Source organism: Sciscionella marina DSM 45152 (assembly GCF_000379465.1).
GTDB lineage: Bacteria > Actinomycetota > Actinomycetes > Mycobacteriales > Pseudonocardiaceae > Sciscionella > Sciscionella marina.
Genome location: NZ_KB905381.1, coordinates 307,679 through 328,804 on the forward strand (window position 1 = coordinate 307,679; position 21,126 = coordinate 328,804).

A 21,126-nucleotide genomic window follows, 5' to 3' on the forward strand; every position below is an offset into this window, starting at 1 on the left:
GGATGAGCCTGAAGATCGTCGGCGCCTGGCTTGTGCTGAACGTTGTCGTGCTCGTGTTGTACACGGTGATCCCGCCCTTGCTGTTCAACGACGGTGCGGGACGGATTCTCGGTATGCCCGAGATGTTGTTCTGGTTCACCCTCCTGCCGATCACGATCCCCGGCTTGATGGCGATGCTGTATCTGGTCGATCGCAGACTGATGCGCGCGGTGCAGCGTGGTGGTGCGCGATGAGCCCGCTGCTGATTCTGCTGCTCGGTCTGGTGCTGACGTTCGGCGTGCTGGTCGCCGGTGGTTACGCGGGGCGGCGCAAGACCGACAATCTGGAAGGCTGGCTCGTCGATCACCGGGGCATGGGTTCGGTGTTGCTGTGGTTCCTGCTGGGCAGCGAGATCTACACGGCCTTCACGTTCCAGGGGCTCGCCGGGTATTCGTACACGAAGGGTGCCGCCGGGTTCTACAACGTCGCGCAGAACGATGTGGCGTATGCGATCGCGTTCCTGGTCCTGCCCTGTATCTGGGTGCTCGGCAAGAAGTACGGCTATGTGACGCAGGCGGATTTCGTCGCGCACCGTTACAACAGCAAGGCGCTCGGTGTTTTCGTCGCGCTGTCCACCGCGTTGATCATGATCGCCTACATCGATCTGAACATCACCGGTCTCGCCGCCATTTTCCGAGTTCTCGGGGACGGCTCGATATCGCCGATCGTCGGCAATGTACTGGCTTTCGCGGTGCTGGCGTGTGCGATATTCATCGGCGGAATCCGGGGAAACGCGATCCAGTCGGTGGCCAAGGACCTGCTGATGTTCGCCGCGGTGGTCGCGGTCTTCGTGGTGGTGCCGGTGCATTTCTTCGGCGGTTTCGGAGATATGTTCACCGCGTTCAGCACGAAGATCCCGCACTATTTCGAGCTTCCCTCGGCGACTGCGAAGGATCTCGGCCCGTTGTGGTTGATCACCACGGTGCTGATGACCGGAATGGGGCAGTGGATGTGGCCGCAGTGGTTCGGTACGGCCTTCACGGCCGCGACACCGCGCACGCTGAAGCGGCAGGCAGTCCTGATGCCCTTCTACCAGATCGTGAAGGTCGCGGTGCTGACGGTCGGATTCGCTGCGGTGCTCGCGCTCGGCACGGGCCTTGCCGGGAATGATGTGGTCATGCGGATCATGCGGGAGCTGTTTCCGGACTGGGCTCTGGTGCTGATCGTGGTCGCCGCGATGCTCTCGGCCATCGTTCCTGCCGGGCCGATCGTGATGACCTCGGCGAGCCTGCTTTCCCGCAATGTGGTGCAGGTCCTGCGCCCGGCGACCACTGATCGTTCGGTGTTCTGGCTGACCAAGGTGCTGGTGTTTCCGCTGACCGGCGCTGCGCTGGTGCTGACCATGCTCGTGCCGTCGTTGATCGTGAACGTGCTGCTGGTGGCGTATTCCTTGGTGACCCAGTTGTTCCCGGGCATCGTGATCGGCGGGATCTTCTGGCGGCGGGCGAGCAAACAGGGCATGCTCGCCGGTCTGCTCACCGGTTGGGTGCTCTGTGGTGTGCTGCTGTTGAGCGGGAACGATCCGGTGTTCGGGATCAACGCCGGGCTGATCGCGCTGGCCGCGAACATCGTGGTGTTCGTGGTGGTGAGCCTGGCTACCTCGCCTTCGCCGAACACGCAGCGGTTCGCGGAAACGGTCGAGGAGATGGCCGCGGAGTCGGCGTGAACCTCCCGCTCGCCGCGGTCCTGATGGGGTTCGCCGCCGTGCTCGGTGGGGCGACTGGTTTCGGTAGCTCACTGGTGTCCACACCGTTGCTGCTACTAGCCGGATTCGCCCTGCCGCAGGTGGTTCCGCTGAACCTGACGGCCACCCTCGTGACGAGGCTCGCCGTGTTCGTGCGGTTGCGCGGTTCGGTGAACTGGCCGAGGGTCGCGCTGCTCGGCGCGGCGAGTCTGCCGGGCGCGTGTATCGGCGTGCTGACCGTCCACCTGGTTCCGGCCCGGTACCTGAAGATCGCTGCGGGCGTACTCGTGGTACTGGCGGGGCTGCGGATGCTGAGCAGAATGCCCGAAAGGGCAGGCGGCGCGCGGGTGCGTCCGGTCGCGGCCGGCATGGCAGGCGGTTACCTGTCCACGACCACTTCGCTGAACGGGATACCGCCCGCCCTGCTGTTGACCGCATCCGATGTGCCGCAGCGGAACTTCCTCGCCGATCTCGCGGGCTACTTCGTCTGTTGCAACGCGATCTCCCTCGCGATACTGGCCTTCCAGGGCGCTATTCCTGTCGAGGTGCTGTTGCCCGCGCTACCGGTGCTCACGGGCTCCGCGGTGCTCGGCAACCTGCTCGGTGGTTTCGTCGGCGAACGGCTGCCACCTGTACTCTTCCGCAGGCTCGTGGTGGCGTTGATCGTGGTTTCCGGTCTGGTGACGGTGATCGGGGCGTTCTGAGGCTCATCCGGGTACCGTTACGCCGAGCCGCCGTGCCCATCCGGATAACTCGGCTGCCGTGTTCTCGGCCAGTTCCAACGGGGTTCGTTCGTCCAGTTCCTCGGGGAGGACACGGGTTCCGCCCGGTAGCCTGCCACCGCTGGCCTGTACCGACGCGGCCAGTCGGTCGAGCCGCAGAGCTGCCTCTGGGCCGCCGAACCGTGCCGGATCGACGGCGATCAACATGTGCCCGATCCGTTGCGGCTGCGCCGAATCCTCCGGGGCGAACATATCGGGGATCTCGGCGGAGAGATTCGGTCCCGCGACACCGGCGGCGAACGCTTCGACGAGCAACGCCAGGGCGAATCCCTTCGCGCCGCCGAGCGGGGAGAGCAGGCCGTGCAGCGCGGCGGCCGGATCGGTGGTCGGCCTGCCTTCGGCATCGAGTGCCCAGCCTTCCGGCAATTCGGTACCCGAGGCGGCGCGGGCGGCGATCTTCCCCCGCGCGACCGTGCTCGTCGCCATGTCCACAATGGATGGACGAGGCCGCGCGGGGATGCCCGCGGCGATGGGGGAGGTGGAAAGCAGCGGTTCGGTGGCGCCCCAGGCGGGCATCACGGCGGGACCGTTGGAGAAGGCGATGGTCAACTGGCCGCAGCGGAGCCCGGGAACAGTGTAGAGACCGAGTGCTCCACAGTGACCGGAATCGGCCACGCTGACCGCCGCGATGCCGTACTGCGCCGTACGGTCGGCCAGTTCCGCCGCGGCCTCCCACACCTGCCAGTGCCCGAGCCCGCCGCCACCGCGCAGGGCGAGGACCGGGCCGGAATCGGTAATGGTCTCCAGCTCGGCGTCGGCGGGGTAACCACCGGCGAGCATGCGGCGAAGGTAGTACGGTAGCCGCCGCAGACCGTGCGAGGCGATGCCCCAGACATCGGCCTGCACGATGCAGCGAGCGCTGAGCTCTGCGCGGTTTTCCGGCATACCAGCCGCGGCCAGCAGTTCGGCCGCAAGCGTTCGCGCGGAGCCGATCGTGTTCACCGGTGCCTCCCGACTGCGTTGCCCGCGGCCGCACCGCGCAGCACGGCATCGATGTCCTCGGCGAGTATCCGCAGGATGCGATCCTGGCTCTGCGCGGTGATCCCGGCGATGTGCGGGGTGAGGATGGTGTTCGGGGCCGATTCCAGTCTCCCCACCGAAGGTGGCTCGGTGGCCCGGACATCGAGCGCAGCTCCGCCGATGGTGCCCGACTCGAGCGCATCGGCCAGTGCTTGCTCATCGAAGATCTCGCCGCGCCCGAGATTGATCAGTAGCGCGCCCGGGCGCATCCCGGCGAGCAGCCCGGCGTCCACGAGCCCGGTCGTCTCTCCGGTGGCGGGCAGATGGCAGGAGAGCACATCGGATGCGGCGGTCACCTCGGCCAGCGGGGCGAGCGTGATGTCCCGGAGTTCGGGGTGTTCCCGGTCGATGTACGGGTCGTAGGCGAGCACCCGCATACCGAGCGCGGTCGCGAGCCTGCCGCAGGCCCGCGCCGTGGCACCCGCGCCGAGCAGTCCCCAGACGCCCCCGCACAGTTCGGTACCCGGAGTCCGGTTCCAGGAACCGTTTCTGGTCTCGGTATCCAGTCGCACAGTGTCTCTGGCGAGCGCGATGGCCAGCCCGAGCGCGTGCTCGGCGACGCTGACCGCGTTCGCACCGAGCGGAACGGTCACCACGGTTGCGGTGGCCTCGGCGGCGGCGAGGTCGATGTTGTCCAGGCCCACTCCGGCGCGCGCGACGATCCGCAAGTCCGGGCAGCTCCGCAGCAGGGAGCCGTCCACGGTCGTACGGTTGCGGACCACGAGGGCAGCCGATCGCGCGCATTCTGCGGCGAGTCGTTCAGGATCCCGCCACAGCGCGGGATCCCGGTGCACCGGCCATTCGGCGGCGAGAGTATCGAAAGCGGGACCCCAGATGTCCTCGGCGATGAGGACGCGGTTCTCGGTCATCGGTTCCTCTCCGGACCGGAAGGGGTCCCCGGAACGAGAAGGCCGGGGACCCCGCCGGATCATGCGCTCTCGTAGAGCCGGGTGAGTACGAACTCCTTGTGCCCCAACACTTCCGCGCAAGTGAACCGGCCGTTGACGGTGCGGTCGAGCACCGACATCAGCTGGTCGCCCGCGGAGGTCAGGTCGTACTCGCGGCGCAGCAGACCGGAGCAGTCCAGGTCGATGTGTTCGGCCATGGTCTCGGTGGTGATCGGATTGGCCGACAGTTTGATCACCGGCTCGATCGGATTGCCGATCACATTTCCTTGCCCGGTGGGGAAGAGGTGTACGACCGCACCGGCCGCGGCCATCAGGGTGACGCATTCCGCGGCCGCAGAAGACGTGTCCATGAAGTACAGCCCGGGTTCCGCGCCGGGAGCCTCGGCCTTGTCGAGCACCCCGACCACCGGTTTGGTGCCGGTCTTGGCGATGTTGCCCATCGCCTTCTCCTCGATGGTGGACAGCCCACCGCGGATATTTCCCTGCGTCGGTTGGGAACCGAGCAGGTTCGCTCCGGTCTTGTCGATCATCGCCACGTAGCCGTCGTAGATCTCCTGGAACCGCGCGCGAACCTCACCGCTCACGCACCGTTCGGCGATCAGCTGTTCGCCGCCGGTCAGCTCGCTGGTCTCGCCGAACAGTACGGTGCCACCGGCGTCGACCCAGCGGTCCACTGCCTCGGCCGTCGTCGGGCAGGACCCGAGTCCGCTGGTGGTGTCGGATTCGCCGCACTTGATGGAGAGCATGATTTCGTCGCGACGCACCGGTTCACGCTGCTTTTCCGAGTCCTCCTGGAGGAAACGCGCGGCCACCCGCGCCGCGCGTTCGACGGTCCGCAGATCCCCGCAGTGTTCGATGGAGAACCCCTCGACGTTCTTGCCGGTCTTGGCGATTCCCTCGACGATGCGCTCGGTCCAGTTCGGTTCGATGCCGATCACCACGACCGAGGCGATGTTCGGATTGGCGCCGGTGCCGATCAGGGTGCGGAACGTCAGGTCGAGGTCCGGGCCGAATTGCAACCTGCCATAGGCGTGCGGCAGCGCGAGGGTGCCGGGCACGACATTGGCCACGGCCTCCGCCGCGGCATTGGACAGATCGTCGACCGGCAGGATCGCCGTGAAGTTGCGGATCCCGACCGTGCCGTTCTCCCTGCGGTAACCGGTCAGGCCACGCTGTTCTGCCACCGTGCGCTCCTCACATTGTGGACGTGGACGTAGTCGCCCTTGCTGATCTGCTTGCTCGCGGTACCGACGAGCCGGCCGTACTCGATGACATCCGCGCCCTCGGCGATATCGGTCAGCGCGAGCTTGTGCCCGAGCGGGACGGCTTCGTTGAGCTGCACGGTCACCGAATCCGGACCGCGCAGGTATCCGCCCTCGGCGGGGCCCGGCTCGAGATCGCGCACCGCGACCGCGACGACATCCCCGTCATGGTGGGCGAGAAATCCAGGCGAGTTCGCCATTCCTCCTCCTAAGGTTAGAGGTCTTACCTCTGCTCACCGTAGCGCACCGAAGAGCGGCAGACAATGCCGATGCGAGCCGAAGAGGTAAACTGGTATTACCACCGAGAAAGGGGAGCACGTGCACGAAGCCGGTATCTGGACCCCGCTGCGCCAGGGCAGGGTCGCCGACCTGATCTCGGATCGCATCCTGGAGGTCATCGCCAACGAGCAGTTGCGTTCCGGCGATCGGCTACCACCTGAGCGGGAGCTGGCGAATCTGCTCGGCACCAGCCGCCCTTCGGTGCGTGAGGCGTTGCGCTCGTTGCAGGCTCAGGGCAGGGTGGAGATCCGGCACGGCACCGGGGTCTTCGTGGCCGATCCGGCGACGACGAAATCGTTGCGCGAGGCGATGGCCGCCGAGGAGATGAGTCTCGCGGAACTGTTCGATATGCGCGAAGTGCTCGAACTGCCCGCGGCAGGCTGGGCGGCGAGCAACCAGGATGAGAAGCGGCTCACCAAGGTGCGTGAGGCGCACGCCGCGCTGGACGCGGCCGCGGCGAAGGATCCCGTCGACTGGGAGGAACTGCAGCGCCTGGATGCCGCGTTCCACCTGCGGATCGTGGAAGCCGCGGGGAACCGGTTCCTGAGCCAGACGCTCGGGGTGCTGCAGGAGATGCTGGCCAAGGGCATGCAGACCACGCTGCAGATCCCCGGCCGGATGGAGAAATCCAGGGAGGATCACCAGCGCATGCTGGACGCGGTGCTTTCCGGGGATGCCCGGGCCGCGCGACGCGCGGCGAGCACCCACGTACGCGGGGCGCGCAAGGCCGCGCTGGCCAGGATCCGGGACGAACAGGAGAAGCTGGACGCCACCGCGCAGGGGGACGCCTAGCTCGCCAGTACCTCCTTGAGCACCCCGTCGATGAACGCCGTATCGGTCGGGTTGGCCCCGCCTCCGGCGAAGTGGCCCCAGGTCCCGGGAATCACGCGCACCTCGCCGCCCGGGATGAACTGTGAGCTCCACTGCTCGTCCTCGGGCGGGAAGTACAGGTCTTTCTCGGCGGGCACGGAGCAGAGGCGAGCGCGGATCGCGGAAAGGGCCTTGCGCAGGTCGCCGTCGTAGCCGGGGGTGCGCCCGACATCGGCCTGCTGCCAGGTCCACAGCATGCACAGCAGGTCGTTGGCGTCTTTGCCGATGAACAGGTCTTCCCAGAATCCGATGAGAAAGTCTTCGAGTGAGGAGTAGCCCAGTTCGCGGAAGGTCTCGTCCCAGTAGAACGCTTGGGAGAAGCCCCATCCCGCGTACACCCGGGCGAGGGCGCGCAGTCCGGTGGTGGGCGGGGTGTCGTAGAAGCCGCCGCGGAATCCGGCGTCCGCGGTCAGCGCGGCCTGCACACCCTCGAGGAACACGAAGTTGTGCAGGGAGGTCTTGGCGGAACCGCAGAACGGGACGGCCTTGGGCACCATCTCGGGATGGCGCACCGCCCACTGGTAGGTCTGGCCCGCGCCCATCGACCAGCCGGTCACCAGGGCGAGCCGTTCGATGCCGAGGTGTTCGGTGACCAGTGTGTGCTGGGCGTTGATGTTGTCCAGCATGGTGACGTGCGGGAACCGGCCGCGGTCGTAGGGGCGGGCGTGTTCGAGGGGGAGGAGGACAACCCGTTGCCGAACATGTTGGGGATGATGATGAAGTACCGCTCGGGATCGAGTGCCATTCCGGGACCGATCAGCCATTCGTTGTCCCAGTGCCGCCCTGAATACCAGGTCGGATAGACGATCGCGTTCGACCGCTCGGCGTTGAGGCTGCCGTAGGTCTTGTAGGCCAGCCGGGCCGGCCGCAGCGTGGAGCCGTGCGCGAGGCGGAAATCGGGGATCTCGAGTATTTCGTAATCGCGAGGTTCGGTAGTCATGCCAGGAGAACCTACCCCGCATCAGCGAAAATCGGCCACGGCTGGATCGGTCAGCGGCACGGATCGGGTACCGACCAATGGTGCGTGCCGTGCCCGACAACGGCCGGTTCACCGCCCGGTGGGTGCACGCTCGCGGTGGCACCCACCGGAACCCGCACCTCGAGCTCGAATCGTCCTGCGTCGCGCCGCCAGGAAACCGCGGCCGCACCGTAGGGAGTCTCGTGCCGGGCACCGGCCTCGGTGAGCCGCGCGCACGGCACCGGGCGCACGAGCATGCGCCGGTAGCCCGGTTCGGCGGGGGCGAGCCCGGCCACGGTGCGGTGCATCCAGTCCGCGATCGCACCGAGGGCGTAGTGGTTGAAGGAGGTCATCTCGCCGGGATTGATGCTCCCGTCGGGTAACAGGGAATCCCAGCGCTCCCACACCGTGGTGGCGCCCATGGTCACCGGATAGAGCCAGGAGGGACAGGACCGCTCGAACAGCAGCCGGTAGGCGATGTCCGGATGGCCGTTCGCGGTGAGCGCGTCGGTGATCAGCGGAGTGCCGACGAATCCGGTGTTGATCCGGAAACCGTTGGCACGCACCAGTTCCACCAGCCGCTCGACGGCCCGCGCACGCTGTTCCGCACTGGGCAGCAGGTCCCATTCCAGGGCGAGCGCGTACCCGGTCGGCGCGTCGGAGTGCACGCGCGCGTCCGCGTCGAGGAAGTGCTCGGCGAACGCCGTCCTGGTGCGTGCGGCGAGCCCGGCATAGGGCGCGCCGTCGCGGCCGAGTACTTCGTGGGCGGCGGCGAGCAGGTCCGCCGAGCGGGCCAGGTACGCGGTGGCCACCACATCCGCGTCCACCTTGGCCGCGAACGGATCGTGCGGCGGGGCGTCCGGATCGAGCCAGTCGCCGAACTGGAAACCGCCCGCCCGGATTCCCTCGGTGGTCAGCGAGGCGATCCGGTCCACCCAGGCGCGCATGCTGTCCAGCTGGCGCTCGAGGATCCCGGTGTCGCCGTAGCGGCGGTAGAGCACCCAGGGCACGACGGTCGCCGCGTCACCCCAGGCGGCCGCGCTCGGATGGGCGTCGCCGAGCACATCGGGAACCACGTACGGCACCGAACCGTCCGGGCGCTGTTCGGCGGCGAGGTCGGCGAGCCAGGAAGCGAGGAATCCCGCGGTGTCGTAGAGGAAACACGCGGCGGGGGCGAAGGCCTGGATGTCGCCGGTCCAGCCGAGCCGTTCATCGCGCTGCGGGCAATCCGTCGGCACATCGAGGAAATTGCCGCGCATTCCCCACACGACGTTCTCGTGGAACCGGTCGAGCTCGGCGTCCGAACTGTGGAACCAGCCGGTGCGGCGCAGATCGGTGCCCACCACGACCGCCTCGACATCCGCCTGCTCCGGTGTGGCTCCGTCGATCTCGGCATAGCGGAAACCGTGGAAGGTCAGGCTCGGTTCGAGCACCACTTCCGCGGACTCGTCCAGCAGATAGCTGTCGGTCGCCCGGGCGCTGCGCAGTGGCCGCACGCCGAGTTCTCCGTCCTCCAGTACCTCGGCGTGCCGCACCGTGACCCGCTGCCCGGATCGCGTGCCGCGCAACCGGATCCGCACCCAGCCGACCAGGTTCTGCCCGAAGTCGTAGATCGGCCGTCCATTAGGGGAGTGCAGAACCTCCCGCGTGGCAAGGGTCTCGGTGACCCGTACCGGGGGCCCCTGTGGTGCGGTGAGTCGTTCCGGTTCGGTGCCGAGCGCGTCCACATCGTCCGATGTGGACGGAAACGCGCGCAGATCGGTGGTCTGCCCGTCGTAGAGATCATCGGCGAGAACCGTGCTTTCCCGGGCATTCCAGTCGGTATCGGTACCGAACACCTCCAGCGAACCGTCCGGATAACGCAGTTCCAGCTGGGCGAGCAGCGCGAGCCGGTCCCCGTAGTACGCCTTCGACGAGCCGAGCCGTCCGCGATACCAGCCGTTGCCGAGCAGCACCTCGATGCGGTTCTCGCCGGGCCGGATCAGCGCGGTCACATCGTAGGTCTGGTACCGCAGCCGATTCGGATAACTGGTCCAGCCCGGGGTGAGTACGGCATCCCCGATGCGTTCGCCGCCAAGCCATGCGGTGTAGCAGCCGTGCGCGGTCACGTACAGCCGAGCCGAGGTGGGGCGTTCGCGGGCGTGCACCGAACCGTACAGGATCGGTGCACGGTCCCCGATACCGCCGAGCGTGCGCGGGCTGATCAGCACGGCCCGCCAGTCCTGCAGGCTGAGCAGACCGGCCTCCACAGTGGACGGTTCGCTCCAGTCCGACCAGTTCCTCCCGTCGGTGAGCCGGACCCGGATCGTGGCCCGTTCCCGGGACTCCAGCGGCGCGAACGGCCAGTCCACCAGGATCTGCTCGGCGGTGTCGACGGGCACCCTGCTGTCCCCGTACTCCAGCTCGTACCCGGACTGCGCCCACCCCGGTTCGGCCTCGGTGACCTGCCAGGACAATCGCGGCCGGGAGACGCCGATCCCGAGGACGGGGTCGCCGTGCTCGAAGCGCACCGGGGAGACGATCACGACATCCTCCGTTCTTCCTCGATCTGTTCGAGTGGTTTGCCCGTGGTGTTGGGCATGAAGGCGAACCCGACGAATCCACTCACCACGAGGAAAAGCGTGAGCAACATGGCGACCGGGCCGATACCGGCACTGGTCAGGGCAGGCACGAACAGGCTCCACACACCGAGGCACACCCGCCCGAGCGCGAACGTCATCCCCTGCGCGGTGCCGCGCAGCATGGTGGGGAACAGTTCCTGGCTGAAGATCCGGTACAGCGTCTCGCCGGCGAAGGTGCCGCCGAGCCCGAACAGCACGATGTTCGCGATCACCACCGGGACGGTGAACGGGAACACCAGGAAGGCCGCGTAGGCGAGCACCTGGGCGAGTCCGCCGAGGCCCCACATCCATTTGCGGGTGCGATGCGAGCGATCGGCGAGGCGCATCAGCAGCAGACCGGCCACGATTCCGGGCAGGTACCCGGCGATCGAGAACCCGATGCTCGCCGCCTGCCCGCCCGCGTGCAGGGTCTTGATCATGTACGGGTTGAAGATCCCCGCCGTGCCCGCGGCGAGGTTGCCGAACAGGTAGATCGTCGCGGTCCACACAAAGGCGCGCAGATTCGCCCCGCGGAACAGGGCGCGTACCCGCGGCCGTGGTCCCGCCGAGGCGCTGCGCCACCGCGCGGACTCGCTCATTCCCCTGCGCAGCGCCCAGGTCAGCAGCGCGACCGCGAACAGCATGCCGAACACGATCCGGATCCCGAGCAGGTCCAGCGAGGACAGCGCGAGCGCGAGCAACAGCACCACGACCGGGCCGAGGCTCCACGCGATATGGGTCAGGGCGAGGAGTTTGCCGCGTGCACGTGCCGGGGAGAACTCACCGACCAGCGCCAGTGAGGTCGGGATGTCCGCGCCGACCGCGAGCCCGATCACGAACACCCCGGCGAACAGCATCGGCGCGGAGCCCGAGAAGGCGACGCACAGCACCCCGAGCGCGTAGACGAGCAGATCGTACTTGTAGATGCGTTTGCGGCCGAGGCGATCACCCAGCCGTCCGCCGATGAACGCACCGATCGCGCAGCCGATCGCGTTCGGGCCGATCGCGGCGAGTACGCCGAGCGCCCCGTCCGAAAGACCGAGCGAGCTCTGGAAGAGCGCGAGCCCGGATCCGAGTGCCACGATCGAACCCGCGTCCAGGAACGAGGCCATTCCGGCGAGTACGGTCCAGCGCCACTGTGTCCGGGTGACGGTGCTGTCCGCGGCGTCGACCGCCGCCTCCCGGCCTGTTCCCGCCGACCCTGTCCCCATTGACATGACCTTTGAGGCTAACGGCTGTTCAGTGGCGGCGGAAGCGTTCGGCGAGCACCGGATCGTTCTCCCACCACAGGCCGTCCTGCATGCCGTCGTCCCGATCGGGCGAGTCCTCGTCGAGCTCGCGGTCGATCTCCGCGGCGCGTTTGTCGTCTTCCGCGCGCCAGCGGGTCATCATCACCCCGAGGAACGGCAGGCCGGCCACATCCCCGCCGATCCACAGGATCCCGGCCGAGATGCTCTGATCGAGCCGTTCATCCGGGCCCCAGTGCCGGTCGAGTGCCTGGTAGTAGTCGTGCGCGAGCAGCGGGCCGAGCCAGATCACCAGCCCGAGCACCCCGTCGGCGACCACCTCGAGCACGCTGATCCACAGTGAGACGGCGTGCGAATCGGCGCGCGGTGCCGGATCCACCCGCACCCTGGTCCAGAAGTACCCGAACCCGGCGAGCACCAGCATCAGCATGCACAGCTCGTGCACCGCCGTGCTGCGCAGGGACAGCTCGAACAGCGGGGTCAGGTAGAGCAGGAAGGTCGGCGCGATGAGCACGACCGTGATCACCAGCGGGAAGGTCAGTGCGCGGGCCGGTGTGCTGCGGCCGATCCGGCGAAGCAGTGCGCGGGTGCGCGGCGCCACGGTCTCCAGGATGAGCGTGAGCGGGGCACTGAGGGCGAGCAGCAGCGGGGTGACCATCAGCAGGATCACCGTCTGCACCGCGCGCGGCCAGAACAGCACTGTGCCGTACGGGCCGATGAAGCTCATGGTCACCAGCACCACGCTGAGCAGGAAACCGAGGAAGAACCGGGTGCGCCGGACCGGCCAGCGCCGTCCGCCACGGGAGTGGCGCGCCACACCGAGCGCATAACCCGCCGCGCAGGCGGCGAGCACGACGAGGACGGGGATGTCCAGGGTCCAGGTGCTGAGCATGCTCAGCGGGGTCAGCGGCGGCACGGCACGTATTGTGGTCCTCGCCGAGCGGGTACCGGAGCCGGGTGGGTACCGGAATCGCTTGCGTCACAACGGCCCTGTGCTGGGAAAACGGGTGGTTTGCGCGCTTTCTCCGGCAACGGGCGAGTCCGTCATGGCGCCGCCCGTGGTTGCCGCGGCGCCATGGTGGTGCCATAGTGGTGCCATGGATCTCTCGCAGTATGTCGAACACGTGCGCCATGAGCTCGGGCTCGCCGCCGAGGCGGGCGGGGAGGAATCGCGTGCGGTGGCCGAACGGCTGGTGGCCCCGCTGGAATCGGCGATCCGGCTCACCCTGCTGGACGCGCTGTCCGCGGCGACCGCCGAGATCACCACAGAGCTCGCCCCCGGTTCGGTGGATCTGCGGCTGCGCGGGCGGGAACCGGGTTTCGTGGTGACCCCGCCGCCCGCCGAGCAACCGGAGGAGAGCGCGGTGCCGCCCGCGTCCGGCGCGCCGGATCTGGACGAGGGGGCCACCTCCCGGATCAACTTCCGCCTTCCCGAGCAGCTGAAGTTCCGCATCGAGGAGGCGGCGGCGGCCGAAGGGCTCTCGGTCAATGCCTGGCTGGTCCGGATCGCCGCGGCCGGACTGGGACCGGCGCGCGGGCCGAAGCGGGCGCCGCGCAGTGGCCAGCGGTTCACCGGCTGGGTTCGTTAGGAGGAGGGGACATGCCGACTTTTCAGACACCGCACCCGATTCTGGCCACCGTCGATCTGGTCGCCGGGGATGTGACCGTGGTGGCGAGCGAGCGCGCGGACACCACGGTCCAGGTGACCCCCAGCGATGCCGCGAAACCCGCCGATGTGCACGCCGCCGAACGCGCCGTCGTGGACCTGCGCGAGAACGAGGTGCTGGTCAAAGCGACCCAGCGGTGGCGCCAGCTGGGCCCGGGGGACGGGGGGTCGATCGATGTGCGCATCGAGCTGCCCGAGGGTTCGCGGGTGCACGGCAGTGCGAGCCTCGCCGTGTTCCGGTGCGGCGGGCGGCTCGGGGACTGCGCGGTCACGGTGAGCATGGGGCACCTGCTGTTCGAGGAAACCGGTGCGCTGCGGCTGAAATCGGGCTCCGGGGACATCACCGCGCAGCATGCGGGTGGGGACGCCGAGGCCGAGACCGCGAGCGGGACGGTGCGCATCGAGGCCGTGGAGGGCACCACGCGGGTGAGGAACTCCAACGGCGACATTCGGCTCGGTGAACTCGCGCGCCTGGCCGAGGCGGGTGCGGCGAACGGCGACATCCACGTCGGCTGCGCGCAGGAGGGAATCCGGGCGAAGACCGCGAACGGGAGCATCCGGGTGGACGAGATCGTGCGCGGCGAAGCGAGCCTGCAGACCTCGTTCGGCAGCCTCGAATTCGGTATCCGGAACGGCACGGCCGCCCTACTCGATCTGCACACCCAGCTCGGCACGATCAGCAATGAGCTCACCGAATCCGGGAATCCGGAATCCGGTGATCCGACCGCGGAGATCTTCGCGCGGACCTCGTTCGGCGACATCACCGTTCAGCGCGTCCAGCACGTGCTGTCGTAGGCACTTTTCCGATCGGAGAATTCGAACATGAGTACACCTGTGCCCGAAAAAGTCCCGCCGAGCGCCTGGCTCAGCCTGCTCGCCGTCGCGCTCGGTGTCATGGTCGCCCAGCTGGACGGCTCGGTGGTGGCCGCGGCGAACCCGGTGATCGCCGCCGATCTGCACGCCGGGCCCGGCGGAATCCAATGGGTGACGACCGGTTATCTGCTCGTCTTCGCGGGTCTTGTCGTGCCCGCGGGGAAAGTGGCGGACAAATTCGGCAGGAAGAAAGTGTTCCTGATCGGGGTCGGCGGATTTTCGCTCGCCTCGGTGCTGTGCGGATTCTCCGGCTCGATCGAGATGCTCATCGGGGCCCGGCTGCTGCAGGCGGCCTGCGCGGCGCTGCTCGGTCCCGCCGGGCTCGCCGTGCTGCGCGCCGTCTTCCCGGCCGGGAAGCTTTCCCTCGCCATGGGCGTTTTCGGCTCGATTTCGGCGGTGTCCATGGCGGGCGGGCCGATCGTGGGCGGGTTGCTCGTGGAGTACGCGAGCTGGCCGTGGGTGTTCTTCGTCAATCTGCCGGTCGGCATCCTCGGGGTCACGGTCGGGGCCCTGGTGATCCGCGAATCCACCCAGCGCGAACCACAGCGGTTCGACGTGCAGGGGGCGATCGCCCTGATCCTGGCGGTGGCCGCCACCGTATGGGCGATCACCAACGCGCCGACCCAGGGCTGGGTTTCCGCGAAAACGCTCGGTTTCCTCGGCGCGGGCCTGCTGTTGTTCGCGGTGTTCGTGTTCATCGAACACCGCCGCGAACACCCGATGATGTCCCTCGAACTGTTCCGGGACCGCACCTTCAGCGCGGGCTCGGTGCTCACCCTGCTCGTGGTCTTCATGCTGAACGCGATCATCTTCTACCTGATGTTCTTCCTGCAGGGGGTGCAGGGCAAGACCCCGATCCTGGCCAGCGTCGCGCTGCTCCCGCTCACCGCGGTGTTCGCGATCGCCTCCCCGCTGGCCGGATGGGTGCTCGGCAGACTCCGGCTCCGGATCACGCTGCTGTGCGGCATGCTGCTCATCGCCGGGGCCTATGCGCTGCTGCTGCGGATCGGGGTGGACTCCGGATCCGGCACCCTGGCAGCGCCGATGGTGGTCACCGGTCTCGGGATCGGGCTCGTGATGGTGGGTGCCATGCAGGCCGTGGTCGGCAGTGCCCCGGTGGACAAGGCCGGGGTCGCCTCCGGGATGCAGCAGAGCATGCAGCAGCTCGGTGCCACCTTCGGGGTCGCGGTGTTCGGCAGTATCCTCGCTGCGGTCATCGGTTCCCGGTTCGGCTCCTCGCTGACCGGAAAGGCCGCTCAGTTCGCCGGAAACCCCGCGATCACCGAGCAGATCCCGCTCGGGTTCGGCCCCGATGCGCAGCAGGGACTGCGGAACATGCTCGGCCGCGAAGGCCTCTCCGGGGACCGGCTCGAACGGATCAGCACGAGCGTGACCGATGCCGCGCACCAGACCTTCGTCGAGGGTATCCACACCGTGTACCTGGTGTGCATCGGGATCTCCGTGCTCGCCGCGCTGCTGACGCTGCTGGTGCGCGAACCGGAGACCGGCAGCGCGGAAACCGGGACCGGGGAAGTGGTTCGAGCTAGTGTGGGATCATGACCGAGAACGAGAAACCGTGGCAGTGGCCGGAAAAGACGTGGCGTGGTTACGCGGAGGCGGTGCGTGCGGGCCGCAGGCTGACCCCGGAGAACTGGCCCGGCGAGGCGCGCGCGGCGGTGCTGCTGTCTTTCGATTCGGACCACGAGACCTTGGGACTGCACAACGCGAACACGTCTCCCGGGCAGCTGTCCCAGGGCGAGTACGGGGCACGGGCCGGGGTGCCGAGGATCCTCGAACTGCTTGCCGGATACGGATTCCCGGCCAGTTTCTTCGTCCCCGCGGTGTCCGCGCTACTGCATCCGCAGGAAATCCGCGACTACGTGGACGCCGGTCACGAGGTCGGCGTGCACGGCTGGATCCACGAGCGGAACACCTTGCTGGACAAGGAGACCGAGACCGAACTGCTCGTGCGGGCCCGGGACGTGCTCGGTGAGCTCAGCGGAACGGCCCCGGCCGGGATCCGCACTCCGTCCTGGGATTTCTCCTCGACCACCCTGGAAACGATCCGCGAACTCGGCTTCGTCTACGACTCCTCGCTCATGGCCGATGACGATCCGTACGAGATCCTGGCGAACGGCGAGCCGACCGGGATCGTGGAGATACCGGTGGACTGGATCCGGGACGACGCGCCGTATTTCATGATGGCGCCCGGTGCGGGAAGCAGGGCCTATATCCGGCCAAGGGATGTGCTCGAGATGTGGATCGACGAGTTCGACGCCGCCTACCGCGCGGGCGGGGTGTTCCAGCTGACCATGCACCCGCACATCATCGGGCACCGCTCCCGGCTGGTCGTGCTGCGCGAACTGCTCGACCACATCCGGTCCCACCCGGATGTGTGGGCCGCGACGCATGCGCAACTGGCCGAACTGGTGGCCACGGGGCCGCCGGTACGGTAAGGGCATGCAGATTTCCCCCGCGCTGACCGAGCAACAGCAGAGCGCCGTCGCCGAATTCCTTGCCGTACACGAAAAGGAAATGGTCGCCGATATCGCGGACTATGTCTCGCAGGAGAGCCCCAGCGATGACAAAGACGCGCTGACCTCCTGCCTGCACTGGCTGGACGGCTGGCTGGACGAGCGGCTCGGCAAGGTGGCGGAGTCCGAACTCCACGAGCGCGAAGCGGCCGGGGACGTACGGATCCGCCGGTACCCGGGAGCGGGGGAGCCGGTGCTGCTGCTCGCGCACTACGACACGGTGTGGCCGAAGGGAACGCTGGCGCAGTGGCCCTTCGAGCGCACCGGCGATGTGCTCACCGGGCCGGGGGTCTTCGACATGAAATCCGGCCTGGTGCAGGCGGTGTGGGCGCTGCGCGCGCTCACCGAGCTCGGCCTGCCGCGCCCGCGCTACACCCTCGCGCTCAACGGGGACGAGGAGACCGGCAGCCTCGCCTCCGCGGAACTGTTGCAGGCCGAGGCCGCACGCTCCCGCGCCGCGCTGGTGTTCGAGGCGAGCGCGGGCGGCGCGGTGAAGACCGCACGTAAGGGAGTCGGGCTGTTCACCGTGACCGTGCACGGTCAGGAGGCGCACGCCGGGCTCGACCCGACGGCGGGCGCGAGCGCGGTACACGAGCTCGCGCACCAGATCCTGGCCTGCCGGGAACTGCCTGATTTGTCCGCGGGCACCTCGGTGAACATCGGCGTGGTGCACGGCGGAACGCGCAGCAACGTCACCGCGGGCGAAGCCGTCGCCCAGCTGGATGTGCGGGTCGCCTCGGCAGCGGAATCCCGCAGGATCGATGCCGGGTTCGCCGCGCTGCGCCCGGTGAACGAGGACACCCGGATCGTGGTGGACGGCGGATGGAACCGGCCGGTGTTCGAGCGCACCGAGGAGGTCGCCGAACTCTACGGGCTCGCCCGCGACTGCGCGAAACAGCTCGGGGTGGAGCTCGCCGAGACCGCGGTCGGTGGCGCCAGCGACGGGAACTTCGTGCAGCAGGTGGGGATCCCGGTGCTGGACGGGATCGGCGCGGTCGGCGCGGGTGCGCATGCGCGCTCCGAACACGCCACCGTCCCCGGGATGCTGGAGCGCTCGGCGATCGCGGCCGGAGTTCTGGCCGCGTTCGCGGAGAACTAGCCTCCCGGGCCCGGCAGTACTGGCCGTTGTCGAGCTATGCGTGGGTGACCGGCACGCCGCCGCTCGCGTAGTCGCGGCATCCGGGACACTCCTCGACGATCGGGTGCCGACACCGCAGGGTGTGCCGCACGAAGGCGGCGGCCGCAGCTGCTTGATGACCGCCAGCCCGACGCCTGTCTGCCGCAACCGGTGGATGATCAACGCCTCGTTCACGTGCTGCTCGGCGAACCCACGCCGCATGCCTTCCCGGTTCGGCACGGGCACACCTTCGTCTTCCCAGTGTCGTAGAACGTGCGCAGCTACGCCGAGGGCCTCGGCCGCCCGTGCTATCCGCAGGACACCATCCGGACTTCAGGTCGACCTGAACTTCTGGCATCCGCGGACTGCCCGAATCCATTCACGTCATTCCGGCCCACGACCACGAGCGAGCGGCGCGATGGTCGGCATAGCCCCATCGCGAATGGACAGCGAACTCAAGCCCCCGGAGTGAACTCGATGTCGTGGCGCCGCTCCGGCACCCCGTGCAGGTCGAGTTTGCCCACCGTGGCACCGAAACCGCGGGCGAGCAAGGTGTACTCACCCGGCGCGACGTCTTCGATCCGGTAGCGGCCGTGCACATCGGACACGGTGGCGGCCACCTCGCTGCCTGTCCCGTCGAGCAGCGCGATCCGGGCATCGCGCACCGGACCGTGCGGACCGTGCACCGCCCCGCCGAGCGCCGCGGTCTGTCGCGTGTGGACGGTGACCCGCCGCGCGTTCGGCCGGTGCCCCGACGCGTGGTACACCACCGTGTAGCTGCCCGTGCGCAGCCCGGTGATCCGGTACCCGCCGCTCGCATCGGTGCGGGTGCGGGCCAGCTGGTGCCCCGCCGCGTCCAGCACGGTGACCGTCGCGGGTTCGCCCGCCGTGGTACGCACCGTCCCGGCCAGTTCCCCGGTCCGCTGCGCGGGCAGCTGCAGGGTCCGGGTCAGGTGCAGCAGAGACTCGTCGAGGCGCTGCAGCTCGCACAGCAGGGTGGTGCGTTCGGCGCGCTGCCGGTCGTTCTGGTCCAGCCCGCGCAGGAGTTCGTCGATGCCCTCGGCGAGCGAGGTGGTCGAGCGGCGGATCTCCGCGCGCAGTGGTCCGGAGAGCTCGGCCCCCTTCGCGTCCACGTGCCGCACCAGGTGGCGGGCCCGCCGGTTGGCGTTCTCGAACGCGGTGACCAGTGCGCCGAGTTCGCGGTGCTCGCCGCCGAGCGGGGAGCGCACCAGGGTGCGGTTCACCGAGTGCAGCCGGTAGAGCGCGGCGTCCACGCTGCGGGCATCGGCGCGCAGCCTGGTCTCGGTGCCGGGCAGGTTGGTGATCAGGGTGCGCAACGCGTCCAGGTGGCCGCGGATGCCCTCGCGGATGATGCTGCTGGTGCGCACCGGGAGCACCACGAGCGCCACGGTGACCGCGGCGAGGGTGCCAACGGCGTTCTCCGCGAGCCGGAACGTGAGGGTACTGTCGAGTTCCACCCCGGTCATGGCGTACAGCTGGGCGAGCGTGATCACCAGGCAGACCACCCACACCGCGTAGGTGTTGAGCACGAAGTACACCCCGACGGTGAGCGCGGCCACGATCAGCGCGGTGGTGGCGAACGGATGATCGGTGCCGAGCAGATCGAAGGCCGCGATCCCGAGCACCGCTCCGATGATCGTGCCGATGATGCGGTGCGCCATCTTGCGCGCCCGCTCGTGCGCGGTCGCGGTGCCCATGAACACGATCCACACCCCGAGCACCGCCCAGTAGAACCGTGGTTCGTCCACCGCGACCCCGATCGCGGTGGCGATGGCCGCGGCGATCCCGATCTGCACGGCGGTCCTGGTCTGCGGGAGCGGATGGAACCGGCCCTTCGGCGCGCCCGCGGTGCGGAACAGCGAACCGGATCCCTCCGGGCGCGGTCCCTCCAGCAGCACGGCCTGCGGCAGCAATTGTTCACCGGCGTGCGCGTGCTTGCCGATCCGGATCGGGTCCGCGACGAACCCGGCGAGTTCGGTGAAACAGGCGGCGAACCGGGCACAGGCCGCGGCCATGCCGGTCTCGGGGTGCACGGCTTCTTCGGGGAGCGCGTTCGCCTCGGCTTCGACGCGTTCGGCGCTGGCCCGCAGCAGTTCCGGCGCCCCGGCGAGGGTGTCGCGCAGCGCGCAGGATCCGTCCACCAGGGCGGTGCGCACCGCATCGGGCAGCGGCATCGCGGCGAGCTCGATGCTCGTGGTGCCCAGCCCGTGCAGGTTCAGTTCCAGGTCGAAGATCCGCCGGTGGGTGCGCTCGGCGAGTTCCGGATCGGCGGTGCTGTCCGGCATGGCCAGCCGCGCGTCCAGGATGAGCGCGGTCTCGTGCAGCCGGGCCAGCTGGGTGCGCACTCGCTTGACGCCGCGCGCGGACTCGCCGTTCTCCAGCAGCGCGGCCATGTCCGTGGCGAGCAGCCGGACCCTGGCGAAGAAGGCGCGCTTGCTGTGCAACAGGTCCCGGTACGGCGAGACGGGGCAGAGCAGCAGCCGCGCGGCGATCACCACGAGCACGGTCGGCGCCAGGATCGCCAGCAGCCACGGATAGGTGGCCACCGGGATCGGCATGAGCAGCCCGGAGAGGTAGGAGACGAACACCCCGATCGCGATGACGCTGCCCCATTTGCCGAACCGGTTGAGGTAGGACTGGGCGAACACGATCACCGGGAGCAGGCACACCTCGAGCGCCCGGTAGGGGTGCAGCAGCACGCCGAGTCCGAGACCGAAGGCGTAGGCGAGGAGCATCCCGAGCATCCAGCCGGCGAACCGTGGTTTCGAGACCTCCACCACCTGCATGCTGCTGACCATCGCGAGCGGGGCGCAGACGGCGACCCCGGTCATCACCTGCTGGCCGAGTGCGAGGGTGAGCCCGTAGGCGCAGCCGAGCCCGAACACCAGTGAGACGAGGGTGCGCAGGGCGAACTGGGCGCGGAACAGGCCCGGATCCGAGGCGATGAGCAGGTCGACGGCCCGTGGGCGGCGGATTCTCGGCCGGTGCTTGGCGCCCGGTGCGCGCCCGTTCGCGGATGTCGCGGATGTCTCGGCCGTGGTCACCTCGGTCGTCGTCAGCCCAACCACCTCCTGAAGAACGGCGCGCGTGAACACCCCCTGAGTTGGGGGTGCGACTATGCCGGTAGGCGTCATTCTACGCGGTCCGTAGCCACGCTAATCAACACCGTGTGCGGTCCGGGCCCTCCCGTGGCCGAGCGCGTCGATGTGACCAGGTGCTGTGCCCAGGAATGGCAGGATGGTCTGGGATTCCAGACGCAACCTCGC

At 68.6% G+C, this 21,126-nt stretch carries 19 protein-coding genes and 1 pseudogene; 9 read left to right on the forward strand and 11 right to left on the reverse strand.

Annotation, left to right across the window (positions count from 1 at the left end):
* Positions 1-2 precede the first annotated feature (2 nt).
* The 3 genes from A37U_RS42700 to A37U_RS0107400 are packed head-to-tail and all read left to right on the forward strand — an operon-like array spanning position 3 to position 2,427.
* Complete coding sequence (locus A37U_RS42700) at positions 3-233, forward strand: hypothetical protein (RefSeq protein WP_020495985.1); 231 nt, start codon at positions 3-5, stop codon at positions 231-233.
* Positions 230-1,705: a sodium:solute symporter family protein gene (locus A37U_RS0107395; protein WP_020495986.1), complete on the forward strand. Its 1,476-nt coding sequence runs from the start codon at positions 230-232 to the stop codon at positions 1,703-1,705. The genes A37U_RS42700 and A37U_RS0107395 overlap by 4 nt, the downstream gene beginning before the upstream one ends.
* The gene (locus tag A37U_RS0107400; RefSeq protein ID WP_020495987.1) at positions 1,702-2,427 is read left to right on the forward strand and encodes a sulfite exporter TauE/SafE family protein; all 726 of its coding nucleotides are present in this window, start codon (positions 1,702-1,704) and stop codon (positions 2,425-2,427) included. Before A37U_RS0107395 ends, A37U_RS0107400 begins: the two co-directional genes overlap by 4 nt.
* A gap of 3 nt (positions 2,428-2,430) precedes the next feature.
* Here the strand turns inward: A37U_RS0107400 and A37U_RS0107405 are convergent, their stop codons facing one another.
* From A37U_RS0107405 to A37U_RS0107420, 4 genes are read right to left on the reverse strand one after another with little or no spacing between them, the layout of a single operon-like run.
* Positions 2,431-3,447 (reverse strand): Ldh family oxidoreductase, encoded by a 1,017-nt coding sequence (locus A37U_RS0107405; RefSeq protein ID WP_020495988.1) that lies wholly within the window; start codon positions 3,445-3,447, stop codon positions 2,431-2,433.
* On the reverse strand, positions 3,444-4,394 hold the full coding sequence (locus A37U_RS0107410; RefSeq protein WP_020495989.1) for an NAD(P)-dependent oxidoreductase: 951 nt from the start codon (positions 4,392-4,394) through the stop codon (positions 3,444-3,446). The genes A37U_RS0107405 and A37U_RS0107410 overlap by 4 nt, the downstream gene beginning before the upstream one ends.
* A gap of 59 nt (positions 4,395-4,453) precedes the next feature.
* Positions 4,454-5,617, reverse strand: a complete 1,164-nt coding sequence (locus A37U_RS0107415; RefSeq protein ID WP_020495990.1) for a UxaA family hydrolase — start codon at positions 5,615-5,617, stop codon at positions 4,454-4,456.
* Positions 5,596-5,895, reverse strand: a complete 300-nt coding sequence (locus A37U_RS0107420; RefSeq protein WP_020495991.1) for a UxaA family hydrolase — start codon at positions 5,893-5,895, stop codon at positions 5,596-5,598. The genes A37U_RS0107415 and A37U_RS0107420 overlap by 22 nt, the downstream gene beginning before the upstream one ends.
* A gap of 118 nt (positions 5,896-6,013) precedes the next feature.
* Here A37U_RS0107420 and A37U_RS0107425 point away from each other — a divergent pair, with 118 nt between their 5' ends.
* Positions 6,014-6,766, forward strand: coding sequence for a FadR/GntR family transcriptional regulator (locus A37U_RS0107425; protein ID WP_020495992.1), 753 nt, complete (start codon positions 6,014-6,016; stop codon positions 6,764-6,766).
* Here A37U_RS0107425 and A37U_RS42705 read toward each other — a convergent pair.
* The 5 genes from A37U_RS42705 to A37U_RS0107445 are packed head-to-tail and all read right to left on the reverse strand — an operon-like array spanning position 6,763 to position 12,565.
* Entirely contained in the window at positions 6,763-7,470 is a 708-nt protein-coding gene (locus A37U_RS42705; RefSeq protein ID WP_240437508.1) for an alpha/beta hydrolase family protein, read from the reverse strand. The genes A37U_RS0107425 and A37U_RS42705 overlap by 4 nt on opposite strands.
* Positions 7,398-7,784: an alpha/beta hydrolase family protein gene (locus A37U_RS53435; protein ID WP_240437509.1), complete on the reverse strand. Its 387-nt coding sequence runs from the start codon at positions 7,782-7,784 to the stop codon at positions 7,398-7,400. The genes A37U_RS42705 and A37U_RS53435 overlap by 73 nt, the downstream gene beginning before the upstream one ends.
* 50 nt (positions 7,785-7,834) lie before the next feature.
* Positions 7,835-10,327 carry a family 78 glycoside hydrolase catalytic domain gene (locus A37U_RS42710; protein ID WP_020495993.1) on the reverse strand — a complete coding sequence of 831 codons (2,493 nt, stop codon included), beginning with the start codon at positions 10,325-10,327 and terminating at the stop codon, positions 7,835-7,837.
* A complete protein-coding gene (locus A37U_RS0107440) occupies positions 10,324-11,619 on the reverse strand; it encodes an MFS transporter (RefSeq protein ID WP_240437510.1) in 1,296 nt (431 codons plus the stop codon). Before A37U_RS0107440 ends, A37U_RS42710 begins: the two co-directional genes overlap by 4 nt.
* Before the next feature lie 22 nt (positions 11,620-11,641).
* The gene (locus A37U_RS0107445; protein WP_020495995.1) at positions 11,642-12,565 is read right to left on the reverse strand and encodes a cytochrome c oxidase assembly protein; all 924 of its coding nucleotides are present in this window, start codon (positions 12,563-12,565) and stop codon (positions 11,642-11,644) included.
* Positions 12,566-12,746: 181 nt separating this feature from the next.
* Between A37U_RS0107445 and A37U_RS0107450 the strand changes: the two genes are divergently transcribed.
* From A37U_RS0107450 to A37U_RS42720, 5 genes are read left to right on the forward strand one after another with little or no spacing between them, the layout of a single operon-like run.
* The gene (locus A37U_RS0107450) at positions 12,747-13,238 is read left to right on the forward strand and encodes a toxin-antitoxin system HicB family antitoxin (RefSeq protein WP_020495996.1); all 492 of its coding nucleotides are present in this window, start codon (positions 12,747-12,749) and stop codon (positions 13,236-13,238) included.
* A gap of 11 nt (positions 13,239-13,249) precedes the next feature.
* Complete coding sequence (locus tag A37U_RS0107455; protein ID WP_020495997.1) at positions 13,250-14,110, forward strand: DUF4097 family beta strand repeat-containing protein; 861 nt, start codon at positions 13,250-13,252, stop codon at positions 14,108-14,110.
* A gap of 27 nt (positions 14,111-14,137) precedes the next feature.
* Positions 14,138-15,748: an MFS transporter gene (locus A37U_RS42715; RefSeq protein ID WP_157182677.1), complete on the forward strand. Its 1,611-nt coding sequence runs from the start codon at positions 14,138-14,140 to the stop codon at positions 15,746-15,748.
* A complete protein-coding gene (locus tag A37U_RS0107465; RefSeq protein ID WP_020495999.1) occupies positions 15,745-16,644 on the forward strand; it encodes a polysaccharide deacetylase family protein in 900 nt (299 codons plus the stop codon). Before A37U_RS42715 ends, A37U_RS0107465 begins: the two co-directional genes overlap by 4 nt.
* A gap of 4 nt (positions 16,645-16,648) precedes the next feature.
* Entirely contained in the window at positions 16,649-17,821 is a 1,173-nt protein-coding gene (locus A37U_RS42720) for a M20 family metallopeptidase (RefSeq protein ID WP_020496000.1), read from the forward strand.
* A 156-nt stretch (positions 17,822-17,977) separates the two neighbouring features.
* On the opposite strand, the pseudogene A37U_RS54795 reads toward A37U_RS42720, so the two are convergent.
* Together A37U_RS54795 and A37U_RS0107475 are read right to left on the reverse strand one after the other, a co-directional pair.
* Positions 17,978-18,157: pseudogene (locus A37U_RS54795) on the reverse strand (helix-turn-helix domain-containing protein); the annotation flags it as partial.
* Positions 18,158-18,294: 137 nt separating this feature from the next.
* Positions 18,295-20,904 carry a carboxypeptidase regulatory-like domain-containing protein gene (locus A37U_RS0107475; protein WP_169526830.1) on the reverse strand — a complete coding sequence of 870 codons (2,610 nt, stop codon included), beginning with the start codon at positions 20,902-20,904 and terminating at the stop codon, positions 18,295-18,297.
* Between the last annotated feature and the right edge of the window lie 222 nt (positions 20,905-21,126).

Coding starts and splice junctions, on each gene's coding strand:
- A37U_RS0107420 (WP_020495991.1), bottom strand. CDS start 5,895: ATGGCGAACTCGCCTGGATTTCTCGCCCACCATGACGGGGATGTCGTC.
- A37U_RS0107455 (WP_020495997.1), top strand. CDS start 13,250: ATGCCGACTTTTCAGACACCGCACCCGATTCTGGCCACCGTCGATCTG.
- A37U_RS42720 (WP_020496000.1), top strand. CDS start 16,649: ATGCAGATTTCCCCCGCGCTGACCGAGCAACAGCAGAGCGCCGTCGCC.
- A37U_RS0107440 (WP_240437510.1), bottom strand. CDS start 11,619: ATGTCAATGGGGACAGGGTCGGCGGGAACAGGCCGGGAGGCGGCGGTC.
- A37U_RS0107465 (WP_020495999.1), top strand. CDS start 15,745: ATGACCGAGAACGAGAAACCGTGGCAGTGGCCGGAAAAGACGTGGCGT.
- A37U_RS0107410 (WP_020495989.1), bottom strand. CDS start 4,394: ATGACCGAGAACCGCGTCCTCATCGCCGAGGACATCTGGGGTCCCGCT.
- A37U_RS42700 (WP_020495985.1), top strand. CDS start 3: ATGAGCCTGAAGATCGTCGGCGCCTGGCTTGTGCTGAACGTTGTCGTG.
- A37U_RS42715 (WP_157182677.1), top strand. CDS start 14,138: ATGAGTACACCTGTGCCCGAAAAAGTCCCGCCGAGCGCCTGGCTCAGC.
- A37U_RS0107450 (WP_020495996.1), top strand. CDS start 12,747: ATGGATCTCTCGCAGTATGTCGAACACGTGCGCCATGAGCTCGGGCTC.
- A37U_RS0107395 (WP_020495986.1), top strand. CDS start 230: ATGAGCCCGCTGCTGATTCTGCTGCTCGGTCTGGTGCTGACGTTCGGC.
- A37U_RS53435 (WP_240437509.1), bottom strand. CDS start 7,784: ATGACTACCGAACCTCGCGATTACGAAATACTCGAGATCCCCGATTTC.
- A37U_RS42705 (WP_240437508.1), bottom strand. CDS start 7,470: ATGCTGGACAACATCAACGCCCAGCACACACTGGTCACCGAACACCTC.